Below are 20,331 nucleotides of genomic sequence, written 5' to 3'. Positions count from 1 at the left end.
AGAGAGGGGGAGGAGCCATGAAATTGGAAAAAATTGATGACAACTCCATCAGGTGCACGCTGAGCAGTCTGGATCTTTCTTCCAGGAATCTGAATCTCCGTGATATGACGTATGGTTCTCAGGCGGCGAAGCAGCTGTTCAATGAGATGATGCAAAAGGCGCGGGTGGAACTCGGCTTTATACTGGACAATACGCCGCTCATGATTGAGGCGATTCCGCTGCAGGGAGGATCCGTGCAGCTCATCATCTCCAAGGTGGAGGATCCGGAGGAGCTGGACACGCGCTTTTCGAAGTTTACCCAGAGGGGAGACGGGCAGGGGAGTATTTTCTCCCGCCTCGCAAGCCAGATCCTGGAGGGAGCGCAGGGACTTTTGAAGCAGGCACAGGAGACGGAGGACGCGGCCGCGGGAGGCGGAAAGAACGCTGCGGAAGAGGAGGAATCCGGGATGCGGATCTTCCGCTTTGACAGCCTGGACCGTGTCATGGATGCCGCCGCCGCGGCCGGGGACAGCTTCCGCGGCGGAAGCACACTGTATAAGGACGAAGACCGGCGGCGCTATTACCTTACGCTTCATCCCGAAAGCGGAAAGGGGGAGGATATCTCCCGACTTTCCAATCTGCTTTCGGAGTACGGTGAAAAGGTGGAGGGGGATGAACTGAACGAGGCCTATTATGAGGAGCATTTCGAGACTCTGATGGGAAAGGATGCGATGCGGAAGCTCGCATTGATCTAAAGAGCTCCCGGCGCGGAGAAAGGATAAGGGTGATCCGGATGGCAGAGGTTACAAAGGATATGAGAATCGGGGATATTCTGGCAATCAATGAATTGATCGCCCCCTTCCTGATGCAAAACGGCATGGGCTGTGTCTACTGCCCGGCGTCTCAGGAGGAATCCCTGGAGGAGGCCTGCGAGGTCCACGGCATTGACCCGGATGCGCTGGCTGAGGATTTAAATGATGTGATCCGGGAGTATGCGGAGGCGCAGAAAGAGGCGGAGGCAGGGGGAAAGACAGATTAGAGGACCCCCTCTCCCGGAGGAAAGCGTGTTATAATGAAAGGAAGAGGGCTGCCGCTTGCATGGTGGTGGCCCTCTTTTTGTGCTTTTGTGCAGGGAAAAGATATATTTTTCGCCAAGTTTATTATTGTAAAACCAGCTAAAGTCCGTATAATAAAAAACAACAGGACTCCCCGCACCTCTCAACGATGTGTCCCAAGGGGAGACATTTTATTTTGCGGGAATCATGCCGCAAGCGCTCATTTTCCGGGGCCCTGAAATTTTTTCGAGAAATTTTAAAATTCCTATTGACAACTGGGATTTTATGTTGTATCCTTTCTGCAGTTAGTTAGATATAACTAACCTGTGGGGCTGCAGAATTCCTGATCTGCAATCACCATAACGCGCCGGGTGTTCGTGTCCTCCTGACCATAAGCACGTTCACTTGGAAATCTCCTGAAATAGATAGACTCAACTTAAGTGACCGCCAGCAGTGATGCGGCGGGAAACGCGAAAAAGCGAGAGCCCCATCTCTCGCTTTTTTCGCGTTTATTTTTATGGAATATTCTCCCATTAGCTGTTAAGGCGGCTGCGTTCCTGTCCCGGCCTTTTTCGCATTGGGGGGCTGTACGCCCCTGCCCCGGTCTTCTTTTTGTACTCTGGAGCGCCGGGGCTTATCACATATGGTGCGCGAGGAAGACTCCGGTGATTTCCGCGAGCTCCTCCGGGCTTTCTATCATGCCGCCGTGGAACCAGTACTGGAGAAGACTGAGACAGCCGCCGACGATGAAGGAGAAGTAGGCGTCGAAGTGCTGGATCCCCTGCCTTCTCAGGATGGCGCTCCAGTCGTTCAGGCACTTCTCCCGGAGGAAGGTCTTGAGCTGATTCAGAAAATTGATGTCCCCGTTTTCGCCGATCAGGATGCTGACCAGATCCGCGTTGTCCCGGCAGAGCTCATAGACGCCGCAAAAGAGCGGCACCGGATTTCCGCTCATGAAGTCTTCGCTGTGAAGCTCGACGGCTTCCCGGAGCTTTGCGAAGAAGTCTCCCTCCGACTGCGAGAGGAGATCAAAGACGTCCTCATAATGAAGGTAGAAGGTGCCGCGGTTTACGTCGGCGATATCTGTGAGCTCCTTTACGGTGATATCCTTGATGGTTTTTTTCTGCATGAGCACGGTGAGAGCGTGCTTCAGGGCGTTTGTGGTCTTTCTCACCCTGCGGTCCCGCCTCGGGGTGTCCATCTTCACGCTTCGCTCCCGGCTTTTCTCCAGCTTTCCCGGTTTCCCCTTCACAGCCATAATTTCCCCTCCTTCATAAGCTCCTGATTTCTCCTGCTTCTTTCTCTGCGGCATGCTTTTCTTCGCGCCTATCCTTATAGAGGAGGATAAACGGGCATAAAGTGTAAATATGATGATAAACGAACTTAGGATTGATTATTGGGTATTGCGTTACTCGACTCCGAATCCTATAATGAACACTACTACATAAATAGACAGATGTCAATTATCAAAATGCTGACGAAAATTGAACAAAGAGAGCAGGAAGGGAAATACAGGATAAAAGGGCATTCGGAGCTTCGGCGATACCGTTGATTTCGGAATGCTCCCGGCAAGGGAGAGCTATGGCAAAAGACGAAAGCAAAGCGGCCGGGATCCTTCGGCGGCAGAATGGAAAAGAGGAGTGCTTTCATGGCAGAGGAAAAAAGGGAAGAGAAGAAAAAGCATCATAATCTTGCGGACTTTATCGTGGATCACAATAAGGGGATCCGGGATATCGTCTTCTTTTTTGTGATCCTGAGTGCGGTCTGCTACTTCTTCGTCGGGGTAAACTATGATCTCACCTCCTATCTTCCGGATTATGTCCCCTCGAAGGTGGCGATCAATAAGATGAAGGAGGTCTTCGGCTACCCGGGGACCGGGCGTCTCATGCTGAAGGATGTGACGCTCTATGAGGCGAAGCAGTATAAAAATCAGATCGAAAAGGTAGAGGGCGTCGATCAGGTCGTCTGGTGCGATACGAAGACGCAGATCTACAGCTCCTCGGACTTTATCGATGCGAAGGATATCTCCGATTATTATAAGGATGGAGACGCCGTTATGGATATCACCTTTGTGAAGGGGGATACCCATAAGCTCACGCACCGGGCGATCGATGAGATCGAAGAGATCGTCGGGGACAGGGGAAGCCTGGTGGGGATGTCGCCGACCAACAAATTCATTGAGGAGAATGTCCAGGAGCAGATGAAGATGATCATGGCCGTCGCCGTGGTCTTCATCTTCCTGATCCTCCTTCTGACGACGACCTCCTGGTTTGAGCCCGTGCTCTTTTTGACCGTCATCGGCTGCGCGATCGTCATCAACAAGGGGACGAATATCTTCCTCGGGACGATCTCCTATATCACGAATAATATCTCCGATGTCCTGCAGCTTGCGACCTCGATGGATTACTCCGTCTTCCTGCTCCACGCCTATGAGCGGGAGCGGGAGAGGGGGCTTGGGAAGGAGGAGGCCCTGAAGGCCGGGCTCATGAGCACGATCACGACGATACTGGCGTCCTCCATGACGACCTTCTTCGGCTTCATCGTTCTCGTCTTCATGCGCTTTCGAATGGGCTTTGACATGGGGGTCGTCATGTCGAAGAGCATTATATGCTCCCTTCTCATGGTGATCTTCCTGATGCCCTCGCTCCTTCTGTCCTGGTCGGATCGGATCGATCGGACGAGGCACCGCCCCTTCCTGCCGAAATTTCAGAAGAGCTCGAAGCTCATCGCGAGGCTGAGTCCGGCGGTTCTCGCGCTCTCTCTTCTCCTCGCCGCTCCGATCTATGTCGCACAGGGGATGAATCACTTCCTCTATGGCTCGGACGCGACGGGGGCCGGGCCCGGGACGAAGATCTACGAGGAGGCGGCGGAGATCGACCGGAAGTTCGGCCGCTCCAATCTCCTCGTCGCTATCTTCCCGGATACGGAGCCGGAGAAAGAGAGGACGCTCGTGGATGAGCTGAAGGAGCAGGACTATGTGAAGAAGGTGATGGGGCTTTCCGCCTATCTGCCGGACGGCATACCGGATGATTTTCTGCCTGAGAGCGTCACGGAGCTCTTTCATAAGAGCGGCTATACGAGGCTCCTCATCTATATCAAGACAAAGCCGGAGAGCAGGACGGCCTATAAGGACACGGAGCTTGTCAGCGAGAGGATACGAAAATATTACCCGGAGGAGAGCTATATCACCGGGAACACGCCGACGACGGAGGATATGGAGAAGATCCTGATCCCGGATTATACCCTCGTGAACAATCTCGCAATGCTGAGCATCTTCATCGTCGTGGCGCTCTCCTTCCACTCCCCGCTCATGCCGATCGCGGCGATGATCCCGATCATGATGGCGATTTATGTGAATATGGCCTTCCCCTATGTGGGAGGACAGAAGCTCATCTTCATCGCCTACGCCGTGGTCTCCTGCATCCAGCTCGGCTCGACCATCGACTATGCGATCTCCTCCACGGAGAATTATCTCCAGATCCGGCAGAGCGAGAAGGATAAACAAAGGGCGGCGGAGCTCATGACGGAGCGCTCGCTTCCCTCTATCCTGACCTCGGGGACGATCCTCGTGGTCTGCGGCTATGCGATCAGCTTCCTCTCCTCGATCCCCGCGATCAGTGAGGTCGGGCATCTCGTCGGGCGCGGCGCGATTCTGTCGGTCTCATTCGTGGTTCTGATGATGCCCTTCCTTTTGCAGCTGATCGATCCCTTTATCACGACGCCGGCCGCGGAAAAGAAGGCGAGACGCCGGGCCGCGATCAAGGAGGCCGCGATGAATGCGAGAAATACCAGAAGGAAGCTCCGCCGTAAGATACAGGAAATCCTGAGCGGAGGAGGGGAGGAGGTCCTCAGGGCCGGGACGGAGAGGGTCCGGGCAAAACAGAGGGGCAGAGAAGAAGAGAGAAAAGAATAGAGATAGGAATGGATATAGCCAGGCTATGGGACGCAGGACGGCGGCGTGCTGCTTTTCGGCCGCGATAGAGGATAAGGGGTGCAGGATGTCCGGAGGGAGTTTGGAAAAGATGAGAAAGCAATGGATCAGAGAATTTAAGAGGAAAAGCGCGTGCGGCCTCGCGGCGCTCTGCTTTTTGACGGAGGCGCTGTGCCCGATCGTGAGTGCTGCGGGCCCCGCTGAGGCATCCGTCGAGGAGACGATGTATCTCAATCTGAATCACTACGGTCAGATTTCGAAGGCCAATGTCGTAAAATCCGTGAATTTCAATTCCCAGCCGAGCTATACGGACCACGGGAATTACACAGAGCTCATCAATATGTCCGGTACGGAGAAGCCGGAGCAAAACGGGGACAGTGTGACCTGGAAGGCACCGGAGAAGCCGGGGAAGTTCTTCTTTGAGGGGAGACTTGATCCGGAGAGAGCCGTCTCCCCCTGGAAATTCGATATAAGCTATAAGCTGAACGGCGTCCCCGTGAACGCGGAGGAGCTCGCCGGGGCCTCCGGCCTTGTGGAGATGAATATCGACGCCTGGCCGAATGAAGCGGCCTCCGATTACATGAAGAATAATTTCATGCTGATCCTGGCCCTTCCGATCGACAGCAATAAGATTTACTCGATCGATGCGCCGGATTCTCAGACCATGTCCCTCGGGCAGTACAGCGGCGTCGTCTTTGCGGCGCTTCCCGGGCAGGAGGGACATTTCACCGTCCGCATGGGGACAGACAGCTTCGAGACTGTGGGGGCGGTCATGATCATGAGCCCCGGCACGCTGGGCGGCCTTTCGGAGATAAAGGATATCAAGGAATTAAAGGATAAGTTCCGGGGAAATACCAACGATATGATGGATGATGCGGATGCACTCCTCGACAATGTCGCGAATATGTCCTCGCAGCTGGATCTTAGCAGCGAGATGATCCGGGAGCTCAGGGCGGGGAAGGACAAGCTCCACAGCGCGAAGGACTCGATCTTTGCGGGAAATGATCTCGCGATCCGGGATATCCGGGAGCTCTCCGACAGCCTGAGCCCGCTCCGGAATTCCCTGAAGGATACGCAGTGGATGGTCTACGATATCAACCGGAATTTAAACAGTCTGAATCAGGATCTCATCAACGGAAATGATAAGCTGGATCAGCTGAAGATCCGCCTTCAAAATCTCGGCTCCTCCTTAAACGGCGTGGAGGGAGTGGATACATCGGAGCTTCGCTCGAGTCTGGAGAGTACCAATGAGGCACTTCGGAGGATAAGGGGCGGAATCGCGGGAGGACAAAGGGCGGCCGGAAATCTGAATTATATCGCAAGGGGAGCGCTCAGCGACGGCGCGGAGATCATCGCGACCGCCTCCAATATCACGAAGTCCGCGGCACTCTCTCAGGCGAGCTACGATGAGGCCTACCTTCCGGAGTCTGTCATCGAGCTCATAGAGCAGCAGATCTCATCCGGCGGGAAGGATATCGGCTCCTATTCCGAGGAGGAGCTCTCCTCGATGAAGCAGACGCTCACGGCCCTTCTCTATACGCACGATCAGCTTTTGTCGCAGCTTGCCGCGGCGGGACAAAACCGCGCGGTGAGCGCTCAGGATATCCGGGAGGCGGCGGCCCGCGCCGCAGCGGCTGCGGGCGGGAATCCGGCCGCGGCGACGGAGGGGGCGGTACGGCTTGCGACGGCCGCGCAGAAGGAGAATGCCTCCCGCTTTCTCGGGAGACTGCGTTCCCTCCGTCAGCAAAACAGCCGAATCGAGGAGCTCTCCCAAAAGGCAGCGCAGAGGGGCAGCGCGGTTCAGAGCGCGGCGGCGGGGAATCTGAAGGGGCTGAGCGATGCCCTTTCCGAGCTCGCCGCGGGGGCCGCCCAGGCCTACGGCAGCGTGAACGCGGAGAATCTCATCGCGCAGATCGATCAGCTCTCTGCGGATATCGAGAGCGTGAGCCTGGAGGCGGGCTCCGTTTCGAAGCAGAGCGCAAAGCTCGTCGATCAGCTCGTGCTCTTAAATGGGGACGTGAATACCCTGATCGGGACCATGAATCTCTATTATCCGGATGTCCAGACCGCTCTCACGAATTCGGGGAACACCCTCCAGTCGGTGCAGAAGGCCTCCAATGATATCTCGGGGACTCTTCAGCTCGCGAACGATACGCTCCGCTCCGCCTCCGGGAATTTCGGAAGCGCCGCGGACGCCGGGCTTGCCGCCGGGCAGAAGGCGGTGGACAATGGCAAAGATATGATCGAGAACACGAAGAAATTCAAAGAATCCGGCTCCGAGCTCCGAAAATCCATCAACGATGAGCTGGATGAGCAGGAGGCGGACAATAATTTCCTCAATATGGATCCGGAGGCCCCGAAGGTCTCCTTTACCAGCGAGGAAAATCCGGAGCCCTCGAGTCTCGCGATCGTCTGCCGCACGGAGGAGATCTCGAAAAAGGAGGATTCCGCGGAGAGCCTGGACAGTGAGGAGGCCGAGGAGCAGCAGAGCCCCTGGCAGAGGATCGCCCGGGTATTCCGAAAGATCTGGGAGGGGATGAGGAGCGTCCTCGGAATTGGAAAGAAGAAGGGAAAGACGAGCTAGCCTTTAAAGGTCTCCGGGAGGAATTCCTCCCGGGGACTTTTTCGGTATCTGAGACGGAAAACTTACATTTATAATAAGATTTTATCATGGACTTGACGAACTTTCGCTCTTTTCGCTATACTATGGCTGTTAGCTTGCTCTAACTAAAGGCTTCCGCCGATCATTTCGGCAGTATCGAAGTTATCCGTCCCTGCGGTACAGGGACGATGCATTTCCCAAACAGGAGGTAAGAATGAGCGAAAGGCAGGTTTTCCGGTCGGCATCCGTGCTCGCGCTGCTCGCGGCACTTTTTGTCTTTGCGGCGCCGCTCTCGGCATACGCCGGGGCGTCCCCCTCTTCCGATGCGGATTTTAAGCCCTTTAAAAGCGGAAACGATGTATATGCGCAGCTGGATGTGGATTATGCGGACTTTTTCTACGGCGAATTAAAGGATCCTCAGGAAAATCCGACGATGGAGCTGAATGCGCAGGACCCGGCAGCGGCACTTCGGGCGGAGGGCTACTACGATGCGGTGTCGAGCGCCACAGTCGGAAAGGCGGCGAAATGGGAGCAGGTGAAATCCGATACCTCCTCCGGAAAGACGGTTGCGACGGGGATCCGCAAGGTCACGGTGCGGATTCCGGAGAGCCTCTATAACAGCGCGAAGGCCGCGCAGGCGGGGAACGCGCAGTGCAGCAACGAGCTTCTCAACATCGTCGGAAGCCTTCCGGAGATCGCGACATCCTCGACGATTCCGGTGCCGGACGAATACAAGACGCTGAACGGAGACGGCTCCCTTACGAAGATGAAGACGGATACGGAGACGGTCGAAGCCAAGGCGGCGGAGATCGTGACGGGGAAGCGCTTTGGGAACTATACGCTGGAGCTCAATCTGGAGAATGCCCCGAAGTCCGCGGACATCATGGGAGCGATCCTGGAGACCGAGGACGGAGCAAAGTACGGCATGAAGCCGATGGACAATATCTTCCTTCGCTCCGATGAGATGGCGTTCTCCGTCCGCTCCTACACCGAGCCGCACGGAAATACGCCGGGCTATCAGCGCTTCCAGGATATGCAGGGGAAGACGATCCGAAGGATCACCTATCTCCTGAAAGGGAAGAAGGATGTTGTGATCGACACGAAGCTGAAGGTGAAGACTCTTCTCGACGACAGCTCGAAGATCACGGCGAAGGATAATGTCTATGGGAAGGAGAGCTCCGATGTTTCCCTCAGCTTTTCCGTCCCGTCGGACTCCTCCTATCAGCTGAAGAGCGTAAGCTTCAAGCAAAAGGAGCTCGCAAAGGATGCGGATTACAGCTATGACAGTGCTTCGAAGCTTCTTAAGGTAAAGACGAACGCCAATACCGGAATCGGACTCTATACTCTGGTATTCACAGACGAGAAGTATGAGGATATCAAGGTGGAGTTCAGGCTGAGTTCGGGACATCCGGACGGTAGTGTGAGGTTCTCCGGAAATACCCTGCAGCTTCCCTACGGCATCACGACGGCCGCCTACATCGGAAATATCTCCGCGGTCAAGGTGAGCAAGCTGGATGCGGCCGGAAAGGTCGTTGCGGGCTCCGAGCTCTCCTTCTCGGACCCGAAGCTGACTTTGGGAAAGATCTTCTTCGACGAGAACGGAAAGCTCAAGCTGGACGCGGTGGTGCCGGGACGCCATAACACAAAGACCGTGGCCTTCCCGGACGACGGAAATTACCAGATCGAAATCACATCGGACGGCTATCCCTCGGTCAAGGCTTCGGTTTCCAAGCCAGAGAAGGCGAACAATGGCGGAAGCGGAAGCGGCTCCGGTGGTTCCGGCGGCTCCGGCGGAGGATCGGGACGGAGATCCGGGAGATCCGGCGGGGGCAGTGTGACGACGAATACGGCCGGAAGCTTCAAGGAGTGGGTGCAGGATGCCAAGGGCTGGTGGGTCAGGCTGAATAACGGCTCCTGGCCGGCCTCCGTATGGCAGCGCTACAGCTGGAACGGCGGACAGTACTGGTACTATTTCGGTGCCGACGGCTATGTCATGAGCGGCTGGCAGTGGATCAACGGAAAGTGCTATTATCTGGAGCCGACAGCCGGGAAGAACTTCGGACATATGTATGAGAATACCACGACGCCGGACGGCTATACGGTCAACGCGAACGGCGAGTGGACGGTGAACGGCGCGGTACAGACAAAATAAAAGCCGCGGACAGAAGTCCCAAAAGCCAGAAAGGAAAGAGCCGGCCTCCCATCGGAGGTCCGGCTCTTTCCTTTCTGCTGTCATGGATGAACAATCTTATGCAGGGAATCCTTCCGATTTTCCCCGCATATCCGGAGAAGGCCGGCAGCGGGCGTACTTTGGAAATCCGCGCTTTACGGGCTGCCCTTTTCGCTTTCCCGCCCGTCTCCCTTCAGGGCGCGGTAGATCTCCCGCTTTCCGATTCCGCGGTCTCTCGCGGCCTTTTTCATCGCCTCCTTTTCGCTCAATCCCTCCTTTAGGTAGAGCGAGAGATGCTCCTCCAGGCTGAGCGATTCCCAGCGGGAGGCCGCCTCCCGAAGAAGCTCCCGCCGCGGCTTTCCCTCGATCACAAGGACGTATTCTCCCCGCGGGTCCTCGCTCTCATATCGGAGAAGAGCCTCGGAGAGATCTGTCCGGAGGATCTCCTCGTGGAGCTTTGTGAGCTCCCGGCAGAGGGAGATTCTGCGCTTTTCTCCGAGCGCGGTGCAAAGCTCCGATAGGGTCTTCCGGAGCCGGTGGGGGGCCTCATAGAGGATCAGAGTCCTGGGCTCCTCCGCGATCTCCCGGAGGCGTTCCTGCCTTTCCTTTTTATCTCTGGGGAGAAAGCCCTCGAAGGAGAAGCGCCCGGAGGGAAGTCCGGAGAGGCTGAGCGCTGTGAGGACGGCGGAGGGACCGGGCAGGCTTGTGACGGAGATCCCGGCCATAGCGGCCTCCCGGACCAGCTCCTCCCCCGGATCCGAGATGCAGGGCATGCCCGCGTCGGTGATGAGCGCGATGCTTTTCCCCTTCAGAAGCTCCTGCAATAGAAGCTTCGCCTTATCATATTTATTAAATTCATGATAGGAGGTCATCGGCGTCCGGATCCCGAAGTGAGCGAGCAGGCGGGCGGAATTTCTGGTATCCTCCGCCGCGATCAGATCCGCCTCCCGAAGACAGCGGAGCACCCGGAGGCTGATGTCCTCCAGATTCCCGATCGGCGTCGCGCAAAGACAGAGCCTTCCCTTTTCCATGCTGTTTTCCCCTCCTGAGCCTTTTCCCGATTCCGCTGCCAAAATCCCGCCGCTTTGCCGCCTCTCCATTCCGCGCTGCCGGAGCGGCATTTTCCCGGATTCCAGTATACTTCATCGCCGTTTTTTTGTCATAGCGTTTTTGAGAGGGCGCACAGAAGGAAGCTTCCGGATATAGGGGGATTGACAGAGCGGCCAAGACTTGAAAAAGAGGGGGGCTTTCGATATACTAAGGAAGCGCTGATCCCGGCGTTGATTCCCGGGGCGGAAAGCGCTTAAGGCAGGGGATTTTCGGATGGCTCCCCGCTCCGGGAGAGCGGCGGAGCTCCGGAGGAAGCGCGCGGGGGAGCCGCCGGATCGGCAAAATGACTGCGGCAGAGGATTCCCGGCGGCCCCGGTTCAGGAAGGGGAGCTTTCCCTCCTCTTTCGGAAGGGCAGAAGAAAAATCAGAGGTGAAGACGATGAAGAAATGCTTTTGGATGATATTGCTTTTGACGGCGGCACTGCTTTCAGCCTGCGGGGGGAAGGAGGGCGGAAAGAGAAAGGCCCCCGATGCCGCGGCTATGCCCAGCGCGGCGCCGAGCACGCCGGAGGAGACGAATCCGGAGAACGGGCTTCCGCTCTCCAAGCAGCCGGACCCCACCGCTCCGGTGCTCGAATCCATCGTGATCTACGCTCCGGACGGGCAGGGGAAGATCATAGAGAAGATGGAGGCCGCGGAGAAGCTCACGGAGGAGGCGATCGTGAAGCTCCTCGTCGAGAACGGCACGCTGAAGGAGGGCGCGAAGTTTGTCAGCATGGAGCAGACGGACAGCGCGGAGACCAGGATGGCGGGGCCCGGCGTGAAGGACAGCGGCGGAAGCAAGGTAAAGAACGCCACCGTCACGATCTCCGGCTTTGCCCCGGGAAAGGGGCTCGACGAGGAGACGGCAAAGCAGGCGGTCTCGGACAGCTTCCGGGAGAACTACCAGCTGAACGAGGTTGAGCTCGTCCTTAAGTAGGGAGAGGCGGAGGATGGAGAAGAAAGCTTATTATATCACGACCGCGATCGCCTATGCTTCCGGAAAGCCGCACATCGGAAATACCTATGAGATTGTGCTCGCGGACGCGATCGCGCGTTTCAAGCGCTTCGAGGGCTATGACGTCTTCTTTCAGACCGGGACGGATGAGCACGGGCAGAAGATCGAGCAGAAGGCGAGGGAGGCCGGGATGGAGCCCGGGCAGTATGTGGACGGAGTCGTCGGGGAGATCCGGGCGATCTGGGATCTCATGAACACCTCCTATGACAAGTTCATGAGGACCACGGACCCCTACCATGAGAAGCAGGTTCAGAAGATGTTCCGGAAGATGTACGAGAAGGGGGACATCTATAAGGGAGTCTATGAGGGCTGGTACTGTACCCCCTGCGAGTCCTTCTGGACGGATTCGCAGCTTGTGGACGGGAAATGCCCGGACTGCGGACGGCCGGTGGAGAGGGCCAGTGAGTCCTCCTATTTTTTCCGGATGTCAAAGTATGCGGACCGCCTGATGAAGCATATCGAGGAGCACCCGGAATTCATCCAGCCGGTATCCCGGAAAAACGAGATGGTAAATAACTTTCTGAAGCCGGGACTGCAGGATCTGAGTGTCTCACGGACCGTATTCAAGTGGGGCATCCCCGTGGATTTCGATCCGGAGAACGTCATCTACGTCTGGCTGGATGCGCTCACGAACTATATCACCGGCCTCGGCTACGATGTGGACGGGAATTCCTCGGAGCGCTTCCATAGATACTGGCCCGCGGATCTCCATCTGATCGGGAAGGATATCATACGCTTTCACACGCTCTACTGGCCCATCTTTCTGATGAGTCTGGAGCTCCCTCTTCCGAAGCAGGTCTTCGGCCATCCCTGGCTCCTCACCGCGGCCGGAAAGTCGGAGGAGGGGGTGAAGATGTCAAAGTCCCGCGGTAATGTGATCTATGCGGATGAGCTGGTGCGGCTCTTCGGCGTCGACGCAGTCCGCTTCTTCGTGATCCACGAGATGCCCTTCGAGAACGACGGCGTCATTTCCTGGGAGCTCATGGCGGAGCGCTACAACGGCATGCTCGCCAATATCCTCGGAAATCTCGTAAAAAGAAGCATCGCGATGAGCAATAAGTACTTCGGAGGCATCGTGCGGGACAGCGGGGCCGCGGAGCCGGTCGATGAGGATCTGAAGGAGACCGTCCTGAAAAATGTGCGGGCCATCGTCGCGAAGATGGATGAGCTCCGCATTGCGGATGCCCTGGACCTGCTCTTTGACATCTTCCGCCGCTCGAACAAATATATCGATGAGACGGAGCCCTGGCTTCTCGCAAAGGAGGAGGGGAAATCCGCTCGTCTCGAGACCGTACTCTACAATCTCACGGAGGCGATCGTGATCGGGGCCTCTGTCCTGGAAAGCTTTATGCCAAGGACCGCGGAGGAGATCCTCCGGCAGCTGAATACAGAGGCCAGGCCCTTGGAGCAGATGGACCGCTTCGGTCTCTATCCCTCCGGGACCCGCGTCACCGGGGATCCGAAGACGCTCTTTGAGAGAAAGGATCTGAAGCAGCTTCTCTCCGAGGTGGAGAAGCTCTCCAGGGAGAGCGGGGCCTTCGGAGGAGAGAAAGGGAAAAGCGGCGCGGGAGAGGGAGAGACGCCGGAGAGCGCTTCCGAAGGGGAGAGTCCCATTCTCGCAGAGAAGAAGGCCGAGATCGGCTATGAGGACTTTGAGAAGCTTCAGTTCCGCGTGGGGGAGATCCTCTCCGCAGAGGAGGTGAAGAAGTCGAAGAAGCTCCTCCGCTTCGAGGTCTTGGTCGGAGAGGAGAAGCTGCAGATCCTCTCCGGCATCAAATCCTTCTACCGCCCGGAGGAGCTCGTCGGGAAAAAGGTCATGGTGCTTTGCAATCTGAAGTCCAGAATGATCGCAGGCTATGAGTCCCAGGGGATGATCCTCTCTGCAGAGGGGCACGGCGGAGAGCTCGCTCTTATGACGCCGATGCGGGATATGCCCTCCGGCGCCGGGATCTGCTGAGCTATGGGAGCTCACAGCGCGCAGAAGGCCCTGGATATGCTCCGAAAGCGGGCCGGCTTCTCGGGAGGGCTTTTGAAGACGATTGCTCTCCTCTCCATGACGCTGGACCACTTCGCGGTGATTATCATTCGGAATGGAAAGCTCTATGGCTATTCCCCGGAGTACTATCAGATGGCGATCGCGACTCCGGCGGGACAGCGCTGGCTTGCGCTCTACCGGGTCTTCCGTCTGCTCGGACGGCTCGCGTTTCCGATCTTTGCCTTTCTCCTGGTGGAGGGCTTCATCCACACCGGAGATTTCTGGAAATATTTCAGAAGGGTCTTTTTGATGGCGCTTCTATCGGAGCTTCCCTACGACCTCGCCTTTTTTAACGCGATCTATCATTTCGAGAGGCAGAATACGGGCTTTACGCTCGCCTGCGGACTGCTCATGCTGTACGGCATGAAGCGCTTCCGGAAGAAGCCTCTCTATAAGTGGCTGGGCGTGGTCCTATCCTGCGCTATGGCAGAGCTTCTGCGCTTTGACTACGGGGCGGTCGCCATTCTTTCCATCGCCCTGATGTATAACTTTCGGAAGGAGAAGGCCCTCCAGACCTTTTCCGGAGCGCTTTGCTCCGCTGTGAACTCCTATGAGAGCTTCTGCCTCGGGGCGGCGGCCTTTCTCCCGATTTTTCTCTATAACGGAGAACGGGGCCGCTTTCACTCCCGCTGGCTCTTCTATATCTACTATCCGCTGCATCTGATCGTCATGTACCTGATGATCTATGCGGGCTCGATGATTACCTCCTAGGATGAGTCCGCCGCGCGGCAATGCGAAAGGTGAGATATGATCTTTGACAGCCATGCGCATCTTCTGGACCCGGCCTTCGACAGGGATCGGGAAGCTCTTCTCTCCCGCCTTCCCGGGGAGGGGGTCTGCGCTGTGACGGAGATCGGCTTTGATCTTGAGAGCTCCCGGAGGGCGGCGGAGTTTTCGGAAAAGCAGTTATCCCTCCGGCAGGGTCCGGAGGGAGGAAGCGGCGTGGAGGCGGGGCCGGAGATCTATGCCGCCGTCGGACTTCACCCGGATCATGCGGCGGACTGCTCCGATGAAGTCGTGCGGGAGCTCTCGGAGCTCTCTCTCAGGAAGGGCGTCGCTGCGATCGGAGAGGTCGGGCTCGACTACTATCACCTCGATAAAAGAAGCCCCTCTCAGAGGGAGGAGGCAGTCCGGGCAAAGGGGGAATTTCTCAGGCTGCAAAGAGAGCTTCTTTTGAGAAGGGAGGAGAGAGAGCAGCTTCTCCGGGAGAAGGAGCCGGGCGAAGAGGAGCTCCTTTCCTTTGTGCCAAGGGGAGAGGAGCTCTCCGCCCTCTCCCTTTCCAAGAAGAGCTACCGCGCCTTAAAGGAGCTCTCGGAATCGGTGGATTTCTCCTATGCGCCGGAGCCGGAAATCCAGAAGAGCTGCTATCTTCGGATGATTGAGCTTGCCCTCTTTCGGGGGCTTCCGATCGTCATCCACTCGAGGGAAAGCGCGCGGGACAGCTACGAGCTTCTTCGGGACAGCGGAGGATACAAAAACAGCGGCATCGTCCATTGCTTTTCCTATCCGCTCGAGGTCGCGAGGCAGTTTGCGGAGCTTGGCATGTACCTCGGGATCGGAGGGGTTCTGACATTTCCGAACGCAAAAAAGCTCCGCAGACTTGTCGCAGAGCTTCCCCTTTCCATGATGGTTTTGGAGACGGACAGTCCTTACCTTTCTCCCCTGCCTCACAGGGGAGAGCGGAACAATCCGGCTCATCTTCGCTATGTCGTGAGAGCGCTGTCGGAAATCAAAGGAATCCGGGAGGAGGAAGTGATACGGATCACGGCGGAGAACGCGAGAGCGGTCTATCGGATCTAAGCCGTTCTCCTTCGTCTCTTCGTCCTTTCCCTGCCCGCCGGGAACGGGGCTTTCCGCTTCGACCGCCGCACTTATCGGAGCGGGGGACCGATATTATAAGGAGAAGAAGCGCCGGGGCGATGGATCGTCACAGCGGCGCGCGAGATTTATAGCAGTGCTGAGAATTGAGAATTTGACGCATTTCAGCGAAAGCTTCGGGGCGGCTCCGCCCAGGAGAATCCACGGCACATGAAAGTGTCCCCTTAGTGCTGCTATGTTCCCATCCTGACACGGTTCGAGGTCTCTCATTGCGTGGGGCCCGGACTTCATCGCCGCCCCGAAGTGGAATCATTATACCGAAAGAAGAGAGAAAATACAAGGGGAGAGGGAGAAGAGGTAAAGATGAGCTTTTCCAGTCTGTTTTTTACAGCGGGCTTTCTGCCGCTTTTTTTGCTGATTTATACTGCGCTGCCCGGCGTCCGGCGGAAAAACCGGGTGCTTTTGTGTTTTTCTCTCCTTTTCTACCTCGCGGGGGGGCTCCACTATCTCCTTCTCCTCCTCCTTATGACGGCGCTGAGCTTCGGCTTCGGATATCTCATCGAGGAGCGCCGGGGGGAGAGGAGGTGGTTCGTGATCGGGATCTCCCTCCTCCTTCTGAACCTCGCGTTTTTTAAGTACAGCGCATTTTTCCTAAGGCCGCTTCTTCCGCTCCTTCCCTTCCATCTTCCGGAAGCCCTTCTTCCCCTGGGCATCTCCTTTTACAGCTTCCGGCTGATCTCCTATCTTTCGGATATCCAAAGCGGCAGGCTCCGCGCGCAGAGCTTCGAGAGTCTGCTTCTCTATACGGCAGACTTCCACATCATCTCTCAGGGGCCGATCGTCCGTTTCCGGGAGATGGAGGCCGCCCTCAGAGAGCGGAGGATGAGCCCGGAGGATTTCTGTGAGGGCATGTTCCGTTTCTGTCTCGGACTTTCGAAGAAGACGCTGCTCGCGGACCACGCGGGGAAGCTTGCGGGGCAGTTTCTGCCGCTCGACTTCCTGCACGCGGCCTCCCAGGGGAATCCGCCCTCCGTCCTCGCCTCCTGGCTCGGCGGGATCTTTTATATGCTCCAGATCTACCTGGATTTTTCCGCCTACTCCGATATGGCGCTCGGCCTCGGGAGAGTATGCGGCTTTGACTATCCGGAGAATTTCGACTATCCTTACGCCGCGCACTCCGTGCGGGATTTCTGGAGGAGGTGGCATATTTCGCTCTCCTCCTTCTTCCGGGATTATGTCTATATCCCGCTTGGCGGAAGTCATGTCAGCCTGCCAAAGCTTTGCCGGAATCTTCTTCTGGTCTGGGCTCTCACGGGCCTTTGGCACGGCGCGAGCTGGAATTTCGTCCTCTGGGGGCTCTACTACTTTTTCTTTATCATGATAGAGAATCTGAGGAGAAGGAGGGAGAGAGAGGAGCTGGAGGAAGAGAGAGTCGGAACAGGGGAAGAAGGGGAGAGAAAAGAAGAGGAGAAAGATAGAGACAGAGAAGAGAAGCCGGAGGAGAAGGCGGCGGAGAGCTCCGGAGGGAAGGAAGGAAGAGGCTTTCCGGGCTTTAGGAGACAGAGCGCCGGAGAGAGAGGAAAGCGCGGGAGAGAGATCCGGGGGAGGAGGCTCCTCTCTCATCTTTATACTCTGCTCGTCGTCTACTTCGGCTGGATCCTCTTTCGCTTTTCGGATTTTCACGCGCTTATCGCCGCGCTGAAGCTTCAATTTGGCATCGGGGCATCCGCCCTTTGGGATCCGATCACCGCCTTAAGCCTTTGGAACAATCTTATCTTCTTCTTCGCCTGTCTCCTCGCTTCTACCCCGCTCTTTCATTACATCGGGATTTCCATGCAGAACGGCCTTCAGCAGAGCCTCTCCCTTCGGAGGAAGGAGGAGAGGAGGAGCGAGCGGATCAGGGACAACGAGAGCTTCGGGGACGACAGCCTCCAGCTTTTCGACCGGGAGTCGGAGGCAGAGGCGGAGAATGAGCACGAGATTGCCCTCAGGCGGATTCAGCTTCGGGCGCGCCGCAGGAAAAGGGCTCTCCGAAGAGCCGCGTTTTTCTATTATCTCGAGAGGGGAGCCGCCGCCCTGCTCTTCCTCGCACTCTCTGTGATGGCGATGGTGGGGAGCAGCTATATGCCGTTTTTATATAATCAATTTTGAGAAGGCAGTTTTGAGAAGGCAGTTTTGGGAAAGCAGCCGGGGAAAGCGAGGGGGAATATGAGCGAGAGGAGAGAAAATGCGCGGGAGCGCGGGAGGAAGAGGCAGAGCTCGCGCGGAGCATACGGGATGTGCCTTGCGCTCTCCCTTTCGCTGCTCTTCCTCCTGATCCTCGGCCTCCTCCTGCCGCTTCGCCCCTCGTATTCCGAGTCGGAGAAGCGGAAGCTCGCGGAGCTCCCCGCGCCGAGCCTTCGCACTCTTTCCGACGGAAGCTGGTTCCGCGATTTCTCCAGCTGGTACTCCGATACCTTTCCCTTCCGGGAGGAGCTCCTCTCCTGGGAGGCCTCGCTGGAGAAATACTATGGCTTCCAGGGGGAGGCGATCTATTCCAAAGGGGAGAGAAAGAAGGAGAGCATCCCGGAGACCGCGGGAGAGACCGCGCCGACGCTGGCGCTCTCCGCGCCGGAGACAGAGAGCGTAGAGGAGAGCAGGGAGGCGGAGACCGCGCCGGAGACGGATGCCGAGGGAAATCTCATCCTGAAAAAGCAGGATACGAAGGGAGTCCACGTGCAGGGGGAGCAGGCAGGCACGGTCTATGTCACGGGAAACTGCGGCTATGAGCTCTATTATTTCAGCCAGGAGAACATGAGGTCTCACGCCTCTCTCATGAATACGGTCCGGAGCCTGCTCCCGGAGGATATCAGCCTCTATTCCATGATCGTGCCGAATTCCTTCGGCATTAAGCTGAGCCCCGCCGTGCAGGAAAAGCTCGCGAGCTCGGGCATGGATCAGGCGATCAGCTACAGCTACAGCCTCATGGGAGAGAAGGTAAAGCGCGTATCCATCTATGAGGAGCTTCTCTCTCACAAGGAGGAGTATATCTATTTCCATACGGATCATCACTGGACGCAGAGGGGAGCGTACTACGCCTATCTCGTATTCTGTAAAGAAAAGGGCTTTACGCCGCATGCGCTCTCAGAATATCAGAAGAGGGAATATCCCGGCTTCTACGGGAGCTTTTACTTTGCGACAAAGCGCGCGGAGGCACTCAAGGTGAATCCGGACACCGTGCGGGCCTATCTTCCGCTTGCGACAAACAAGATGCATTTCCGGGACCCGAAGGGGCAGGAGGGGGACGCGCTTGTGATCAACGACGCGAATGCGATGAGCGCGGGGAATCGCTACAGCTGCTTTTTGATGGGAGACAATGCGTTCACGGAGATCGACAATCCGAATCGAAACGACGGATCCGCGATCGCCCTTGTGAAGGATTCCTACGGGAATGCCTTCGCGCCCTTCCTCGTGGATCACTACCAGCATGTCTATGTCTTCGACTACCGCTACTACCGGGAGGATTTCGTCGCCTTCCTCCGGGAGCATCAGGTGAAGGATGTTCTCTTCCTGAATAATATCATGTCGCTCGGCGCAAACAGCGCGAAGGAGATGATGGGGATGTTTCATTGAGCGGCCAGGGGACTAAAATAAGATAGGCAAGATAAGATTGGATAAGATAAATAAGAGGCGCGGAGGGGAGGCTTCCTGCGCCAAAACGGTCGGTTGAAATCCGAGGTTCCAGTTTGAAGGGGTAACTTCCAGTTTCGTCCGGATTGCAATCAAAAGTTCAATTTTTTCGCCTCGCAACACTGTACAATGAGTCCGAAAACGGCTATAACTGAGACATAGGAACGGTCGTTCCTGAAAAACGCGTATCCTAACCGGAGGTCGAACTGAAACCGAAAATTCGGAGCTTTTAAGTTCCACCCCTGAAAAAGGTGCATGGGATGGTCCTCAAGGTCTGATGCTCCGGCCGATATGCGTTAGTTAAAAAGCTTCGGACTCAAGATGATTTCGTCGGGCGGAATTTTCCTGAGCCCGAATTTTTTGAGTATGTCCTCTCCATACTGGAATGCAAACATTTCGTATGGACTTTTATTACCGAGTGTCTTCCTTCGGTAAGAATTAATGTGGCTCATCATGGTGTTGATCTGCTCCTGTGAATAAGGGGTGATGTCAACGCCTTTGGGGATGATTCTGCGAATCATTTCATGACGGACCTCACAGCTCCCTTTCTGATAAGGCGCAGAGGCATTGCAGTAAAACAGCCATGTGCGGCGGTTCCCATTGGCATCAAATTCAATGCTCTTCGGATCAGAAAACTCGCTGCCGTTGTCCGCCAGAAGTACCGGGAACAGATCGGGAAACGTGTTCGGGCCAAGTTCCAGATACAGCCTGCGGAAGAGATCGGTTACCGACTGAGAATCGTTATGCTCCCGTCGGACAGCGAGCTGCAGGCCGTCTGTCACGAAGGTGATCGTAAGCATGACAGTCCCTCCTTTTGTGCCCTCTACCGAATCGAGCTCGACCACAGGGGTGTCCGGATTCTCAGCCATAAAGACCTTGAAATCTTTCAGAGTGCGCCCTTCACGTCACCTGGGATCGACTTTTACGGTATCCGGCCTTTTGCGGCGGGGATGCATCCTCACCTT

At 56.5% G+C, this 20,331-nt stretch carries 14 protein-coding genes and 1 other RNA gene; 11 read left to right on the top strand and 4 right to left on the bottom strand.

The window, feature by feature from the left end; all coding sequences use genetic code 11:
- Nucleotides 1–17: 17 nt before the first annotated feature.
- Both GCWU000341_RS11015 and GCWU000341_RS11010 read left to right on the top strand, forming a co-directional pair.
- Entirely contained in the window at nucleotides 18–734 is a 717-nt protein-coding gene (locus GCWU000341_RS11015) for an adaptor protein MecA (protein ID WP_009216100.1), read from the top strand.
- A gap of 38 nt (nucleotides 735–772) precedes the next feature.
- Nucleotides 773–1,018: a DUF1858 domain-containing protein gene (locus tag GCWU000341_RS11010; protein ID WP_009216099.1), complete on the top strand. Its 246-nt coding sequence runs from the start codon at nucleotides 773–775 to the stop codon at nucleotides 1,016–1,018.
- Between the two features lie 653 nt (nucleotides 1,019–1,671).
- Here GCWU000341_RS11010 and GCWU000341_RS11005 read toward each other — a convergent pair.
- Nucleotides 1,672–2,292, bottom strand: a complete 621-nt coding sequence (locus GCWU000341_RS11005) for a TetR/AcrR family transcriptional regulator (RefSeq protein ID WP_242651677.1) — start codon at nucleotides 2,290–2,292, stop codon at nucleotides 1,672–1,674.
- A gap of 390 nt (nucleotides 2,293–2,682) precedes the next feature.
- On the opposite strand from GCWU000341_RS11005, the gene GCWU000341_RS11000 reads away from it, so the two are divergent.
- From GCWU000341_RS11000 to GCWU000341_RS10990, 3 genes are all read left to right on the top strand, one after another.
- Nucleotides 2,683–4,947 (top strand): efflux RND transporter permease subunit, encoded by a 2,265-nt coding sequence (locus GCWU000341_RS11000; RefSeq protein ID WP_196794851.1) that lies wholly within the window; start codon nucleotides 2,683–2,685, stop codon nucleotides 4,945–4,947.
- Between the two features lie 100 nt (nucleotides 4,948–5,047).
- Entirely contained in the window at nucleotides 5,048–7,549 is a 2,502-nt protein-coding gene (locus GCWU000341_RS10995; protein ID WP_207635072.1) for a hypothetical protein, read from the top strand.
- Nucleotides 7,550–7,781: 232 nt separating this feature from the next.
- Complete coding sequence (locus GCWU000341_RS10990; protein WP_009216093.1) at nucleotides 7,782–9,719, top strand: hemoblobin-interacting domain-containing protein; 1,938 nt, start codon at nucleotides 7,782–7,784, stop codon at nucleotides 9,717–9,719.
- A gap of 173 nt (nucleotides 9,720–9,892) precedes the next feature.
- Here the strand turns inward: GCWU000341_RS10990 and rsmI are convergent, their stop codons facing one another.
- Complete coding sequence (rsmI, locus tag GCWU000341_RS10985; protein ID WP_040654338.1) at nucleotides 9,893–10,768, bottom strand: 16S rRNA (cytidine(1402)-2'-O)-methyltransferase; 876 nt, start codon at nucleotides 10,766–10,768, stop codon at nucleotides 9,893–9,895.
- 458 nt (nucleotides 10,769–11,226) lie between these two features.
- On the opposite strand from rsmI, the gene GCWU000341_RS10975 reads away from it, so the two are divergent.
- The 4 genes from GCWU000341_RS10975 to GCWU000341_RS10960 all read left to right on the top strand — a co-directional run bounded on the left by GCWU000341_RS10975 (nucleotide 11,227) and on the right by GCWU000341_RS10960 (nucleotide 15,679).
- On the top strand, nucleotides 11,227–11,766 hold the full coding sequence (locus tag GCWU000341_RS10975; RefSeq protein WP_155978807.1) for a hypothetical protein: 540 nt from the start codon (nucleotides 11,227–11,229) through the stop codon (nucleotides 11,764–11,766).
- A 13-nt stretch (nucleotides 11,767–11,779) separates the two neighbouring features.
- Nucleotides 11,780–13,801 carry a methionine--tRNA ligase gene (gene metG / locus GCWU000341_RS10970; RefSeq protein WP_009216089.1) on the top strand — a complete coding sequence of 674 codons (2,022 nt, stop codon included), beginning with the start codon at nucleotides 11,780–11,782 and terminating at the stop codon, nucleotides 13,799–13,801.
- A gap of 72 nt (nucleotides 13,802–13,873) precedes the next feature.
- Entirely contained in the window at nucleotides 13,874–14,590 is a 717-nt protein-coding gene (locus GCWU000341_RS10965) for a TraX family protein (RefSeq protein WP_242651676.1), read from the top strand.
- Between the two features lie 36 nt (nucleotides 14,591–14,626).
- Nucleotides 14,627–15,679 carry a TatD family hydrolase gene (locus GCWU000341_RS10960; RefSeq protein ID WP_009216087.1) on the top strand — a complete coding sequence of 351 codons (1,053 nt, stop codon included), beginning with the start codon at nucleotides 14,627–14,629 and terminating at the stop codon, nucleotides 15,677–15,679.
- 192 nt (nucleotides 15,680–15,871) lie between these two features.
- Here GCWU000341_RS10960 and ffs read toward each other — a convergent pair.
- Nucleotides 15,872–16,001, bottom strand: an RNA gene (ffs, locus tag GCWU000341_RS13235) — signal recognition particle sRNA large type.
- A 59-nt stretch (nucleotides 16,002–16,060) separates the two neighbouring features.
- On the opposite strand from ffs, the gene GCWU000341_RS12810 reads away from it, so the two are divergent.
- Nucleotides 16,061–17,848, top strand: coding sequence for an MBOAT family O-acyltransferase (locus tag GCWU000341_RS12810; protein ID WP_009216086.1), 1,788 nt, complete (start codon nucleotides 16,061–16,063; stop codon nucleotides 17,846–17,848).
- Nucleotides 17,849–17,905: 57 nt separating this feature from the next.
- A complete protein-coding gene (locus tag GCWU000341_RS10950; protein WP_009216085.1) occupies nucleotides 17,906–19,309 on the top strand; it encodes a DHHW family protein in 1,404 nt (467 codons plus the stop codon).
- 353 nt (nucleotides 19,310–19,662) lie between these two features.
- Here the strand turns inward: GCWU000341_RS10950 and GCWU000341_RS10945 are convergent, their stop codons facing one another.
- The gene (locus GCWU000341_RS10945; protein ID WP_050762002.1) at nucleotides 19,663–20,166 is read right to left on the bottom strand and encodes an IS30 family transposase; all 504 of its coding nucleotides are present in this window, start codon (nucleotides 20,164–20,166) and stop codon (nucleotides 19,663–19,665) included.
- Between the last annotated feature and the right edge of the window lie 165 nt (nucleotides 20,167–20,331).

The organism is Oribacterium sp. oral taxon 078 str. F0262 (assembly GCF_000160135.1).
In the GTDB taxonomy this organism is placed as follows: domain Bacteria; phylum Bacillota; class Clostridia; order Lachnospirales; family Lachnospiraceae; genus Oribacterium.
Note: the sequence above shows the minus strand (reverse complement) of the source record. Positions and strands in the feature narration are given on the sequence as shown.

Bases quoted from the DNA above. Each gene is read 5' to 3' on its own strand.
- GCWU000341_RS11015 (WP_009216100.1), top strand. From the start codon at position 18: ATGAAATTGGAAAAAATTGATGACAACTCCATCAGGTGCACGCTGAGC.
- GCWU000341_RS11010 (WP_009216099.1), top strand. From the start codon at position 773: ATGGCAGAGGTTACAAAGGATATGAGAATCGGGGATATTCTGGCAATC.
- GCWU000341_RS11005 (WP_242651677.1), bottom strand. From the start codon at position 2,292: ATGGCTGTGAAGGGGAAACCGGGAAAGCTGGAGAAAAGCCGGGAGCGA.
- GCWU000341_RS11000 (WP_196794851.1), top strand. From the start codon at position 2,683: ATGGCAGAGGAAAAAAGGGAAGAGAAGAAAAAGCATCATAATCTTGCG.
- GCWU000341_RS10990 (WP_009216093.1), top strand. From the start codon at position 7,782: ATGAGCGAAAGGCAGGTTTTCCGGTCGGCATCCGTGCTCGCGCTGCTC.
- rsmI (WP_040654338.1), bottom strand. From the start codon at position 10,768: ATGGAAAAGGGAAGGCTCTGTCTTTGCGCGACGCCGATCGGGAATCTG.
- GCWU000341_RS10975 (WP_155978807.1), top strand. From the start codon at position 11,227: ATGAAGAAATGCTTTTGGATGATATTGCTTTTGACGGCGGCACTGCTT.
- metG (WP_009216089.1), top strand. From the start codon at position 11,780: ATGGAGAAGAAAGCTTATTATATCACGACCGCGATCGCCTATGCTTCC.
- GCWU000341_RS10960 (WP_009216087.1), top strand. From the start codon at position 14,627: ATGATCTTTGACAGCCATGCGCATCTTCTGGACCCGGCCTTCGACAGG.
- GCWU000341_RS12810 (WP_009216086.1), top strand. From the start codon at position 16,061: ATGAGCTTTTCCAGTCTGTTTTTTACAGCGGGCTTTCTGCCGCTTTTT.
- GCWU000341_RS10950 (WP_009216085.1), top strand. From the start codon at position 17,906: ATGAGCGAGAGGAGAGAAAATGCGCGGGAGCGCGGGAGGAAGAGGCAG.
- GCWU000341_RS10945 (WP_050762002.1), bottom strand. From the start codon at position 20,166: ATGCTTACGATCACCTTCGTGACAGACGGCCTGCAGCTCGCTGTCCGA.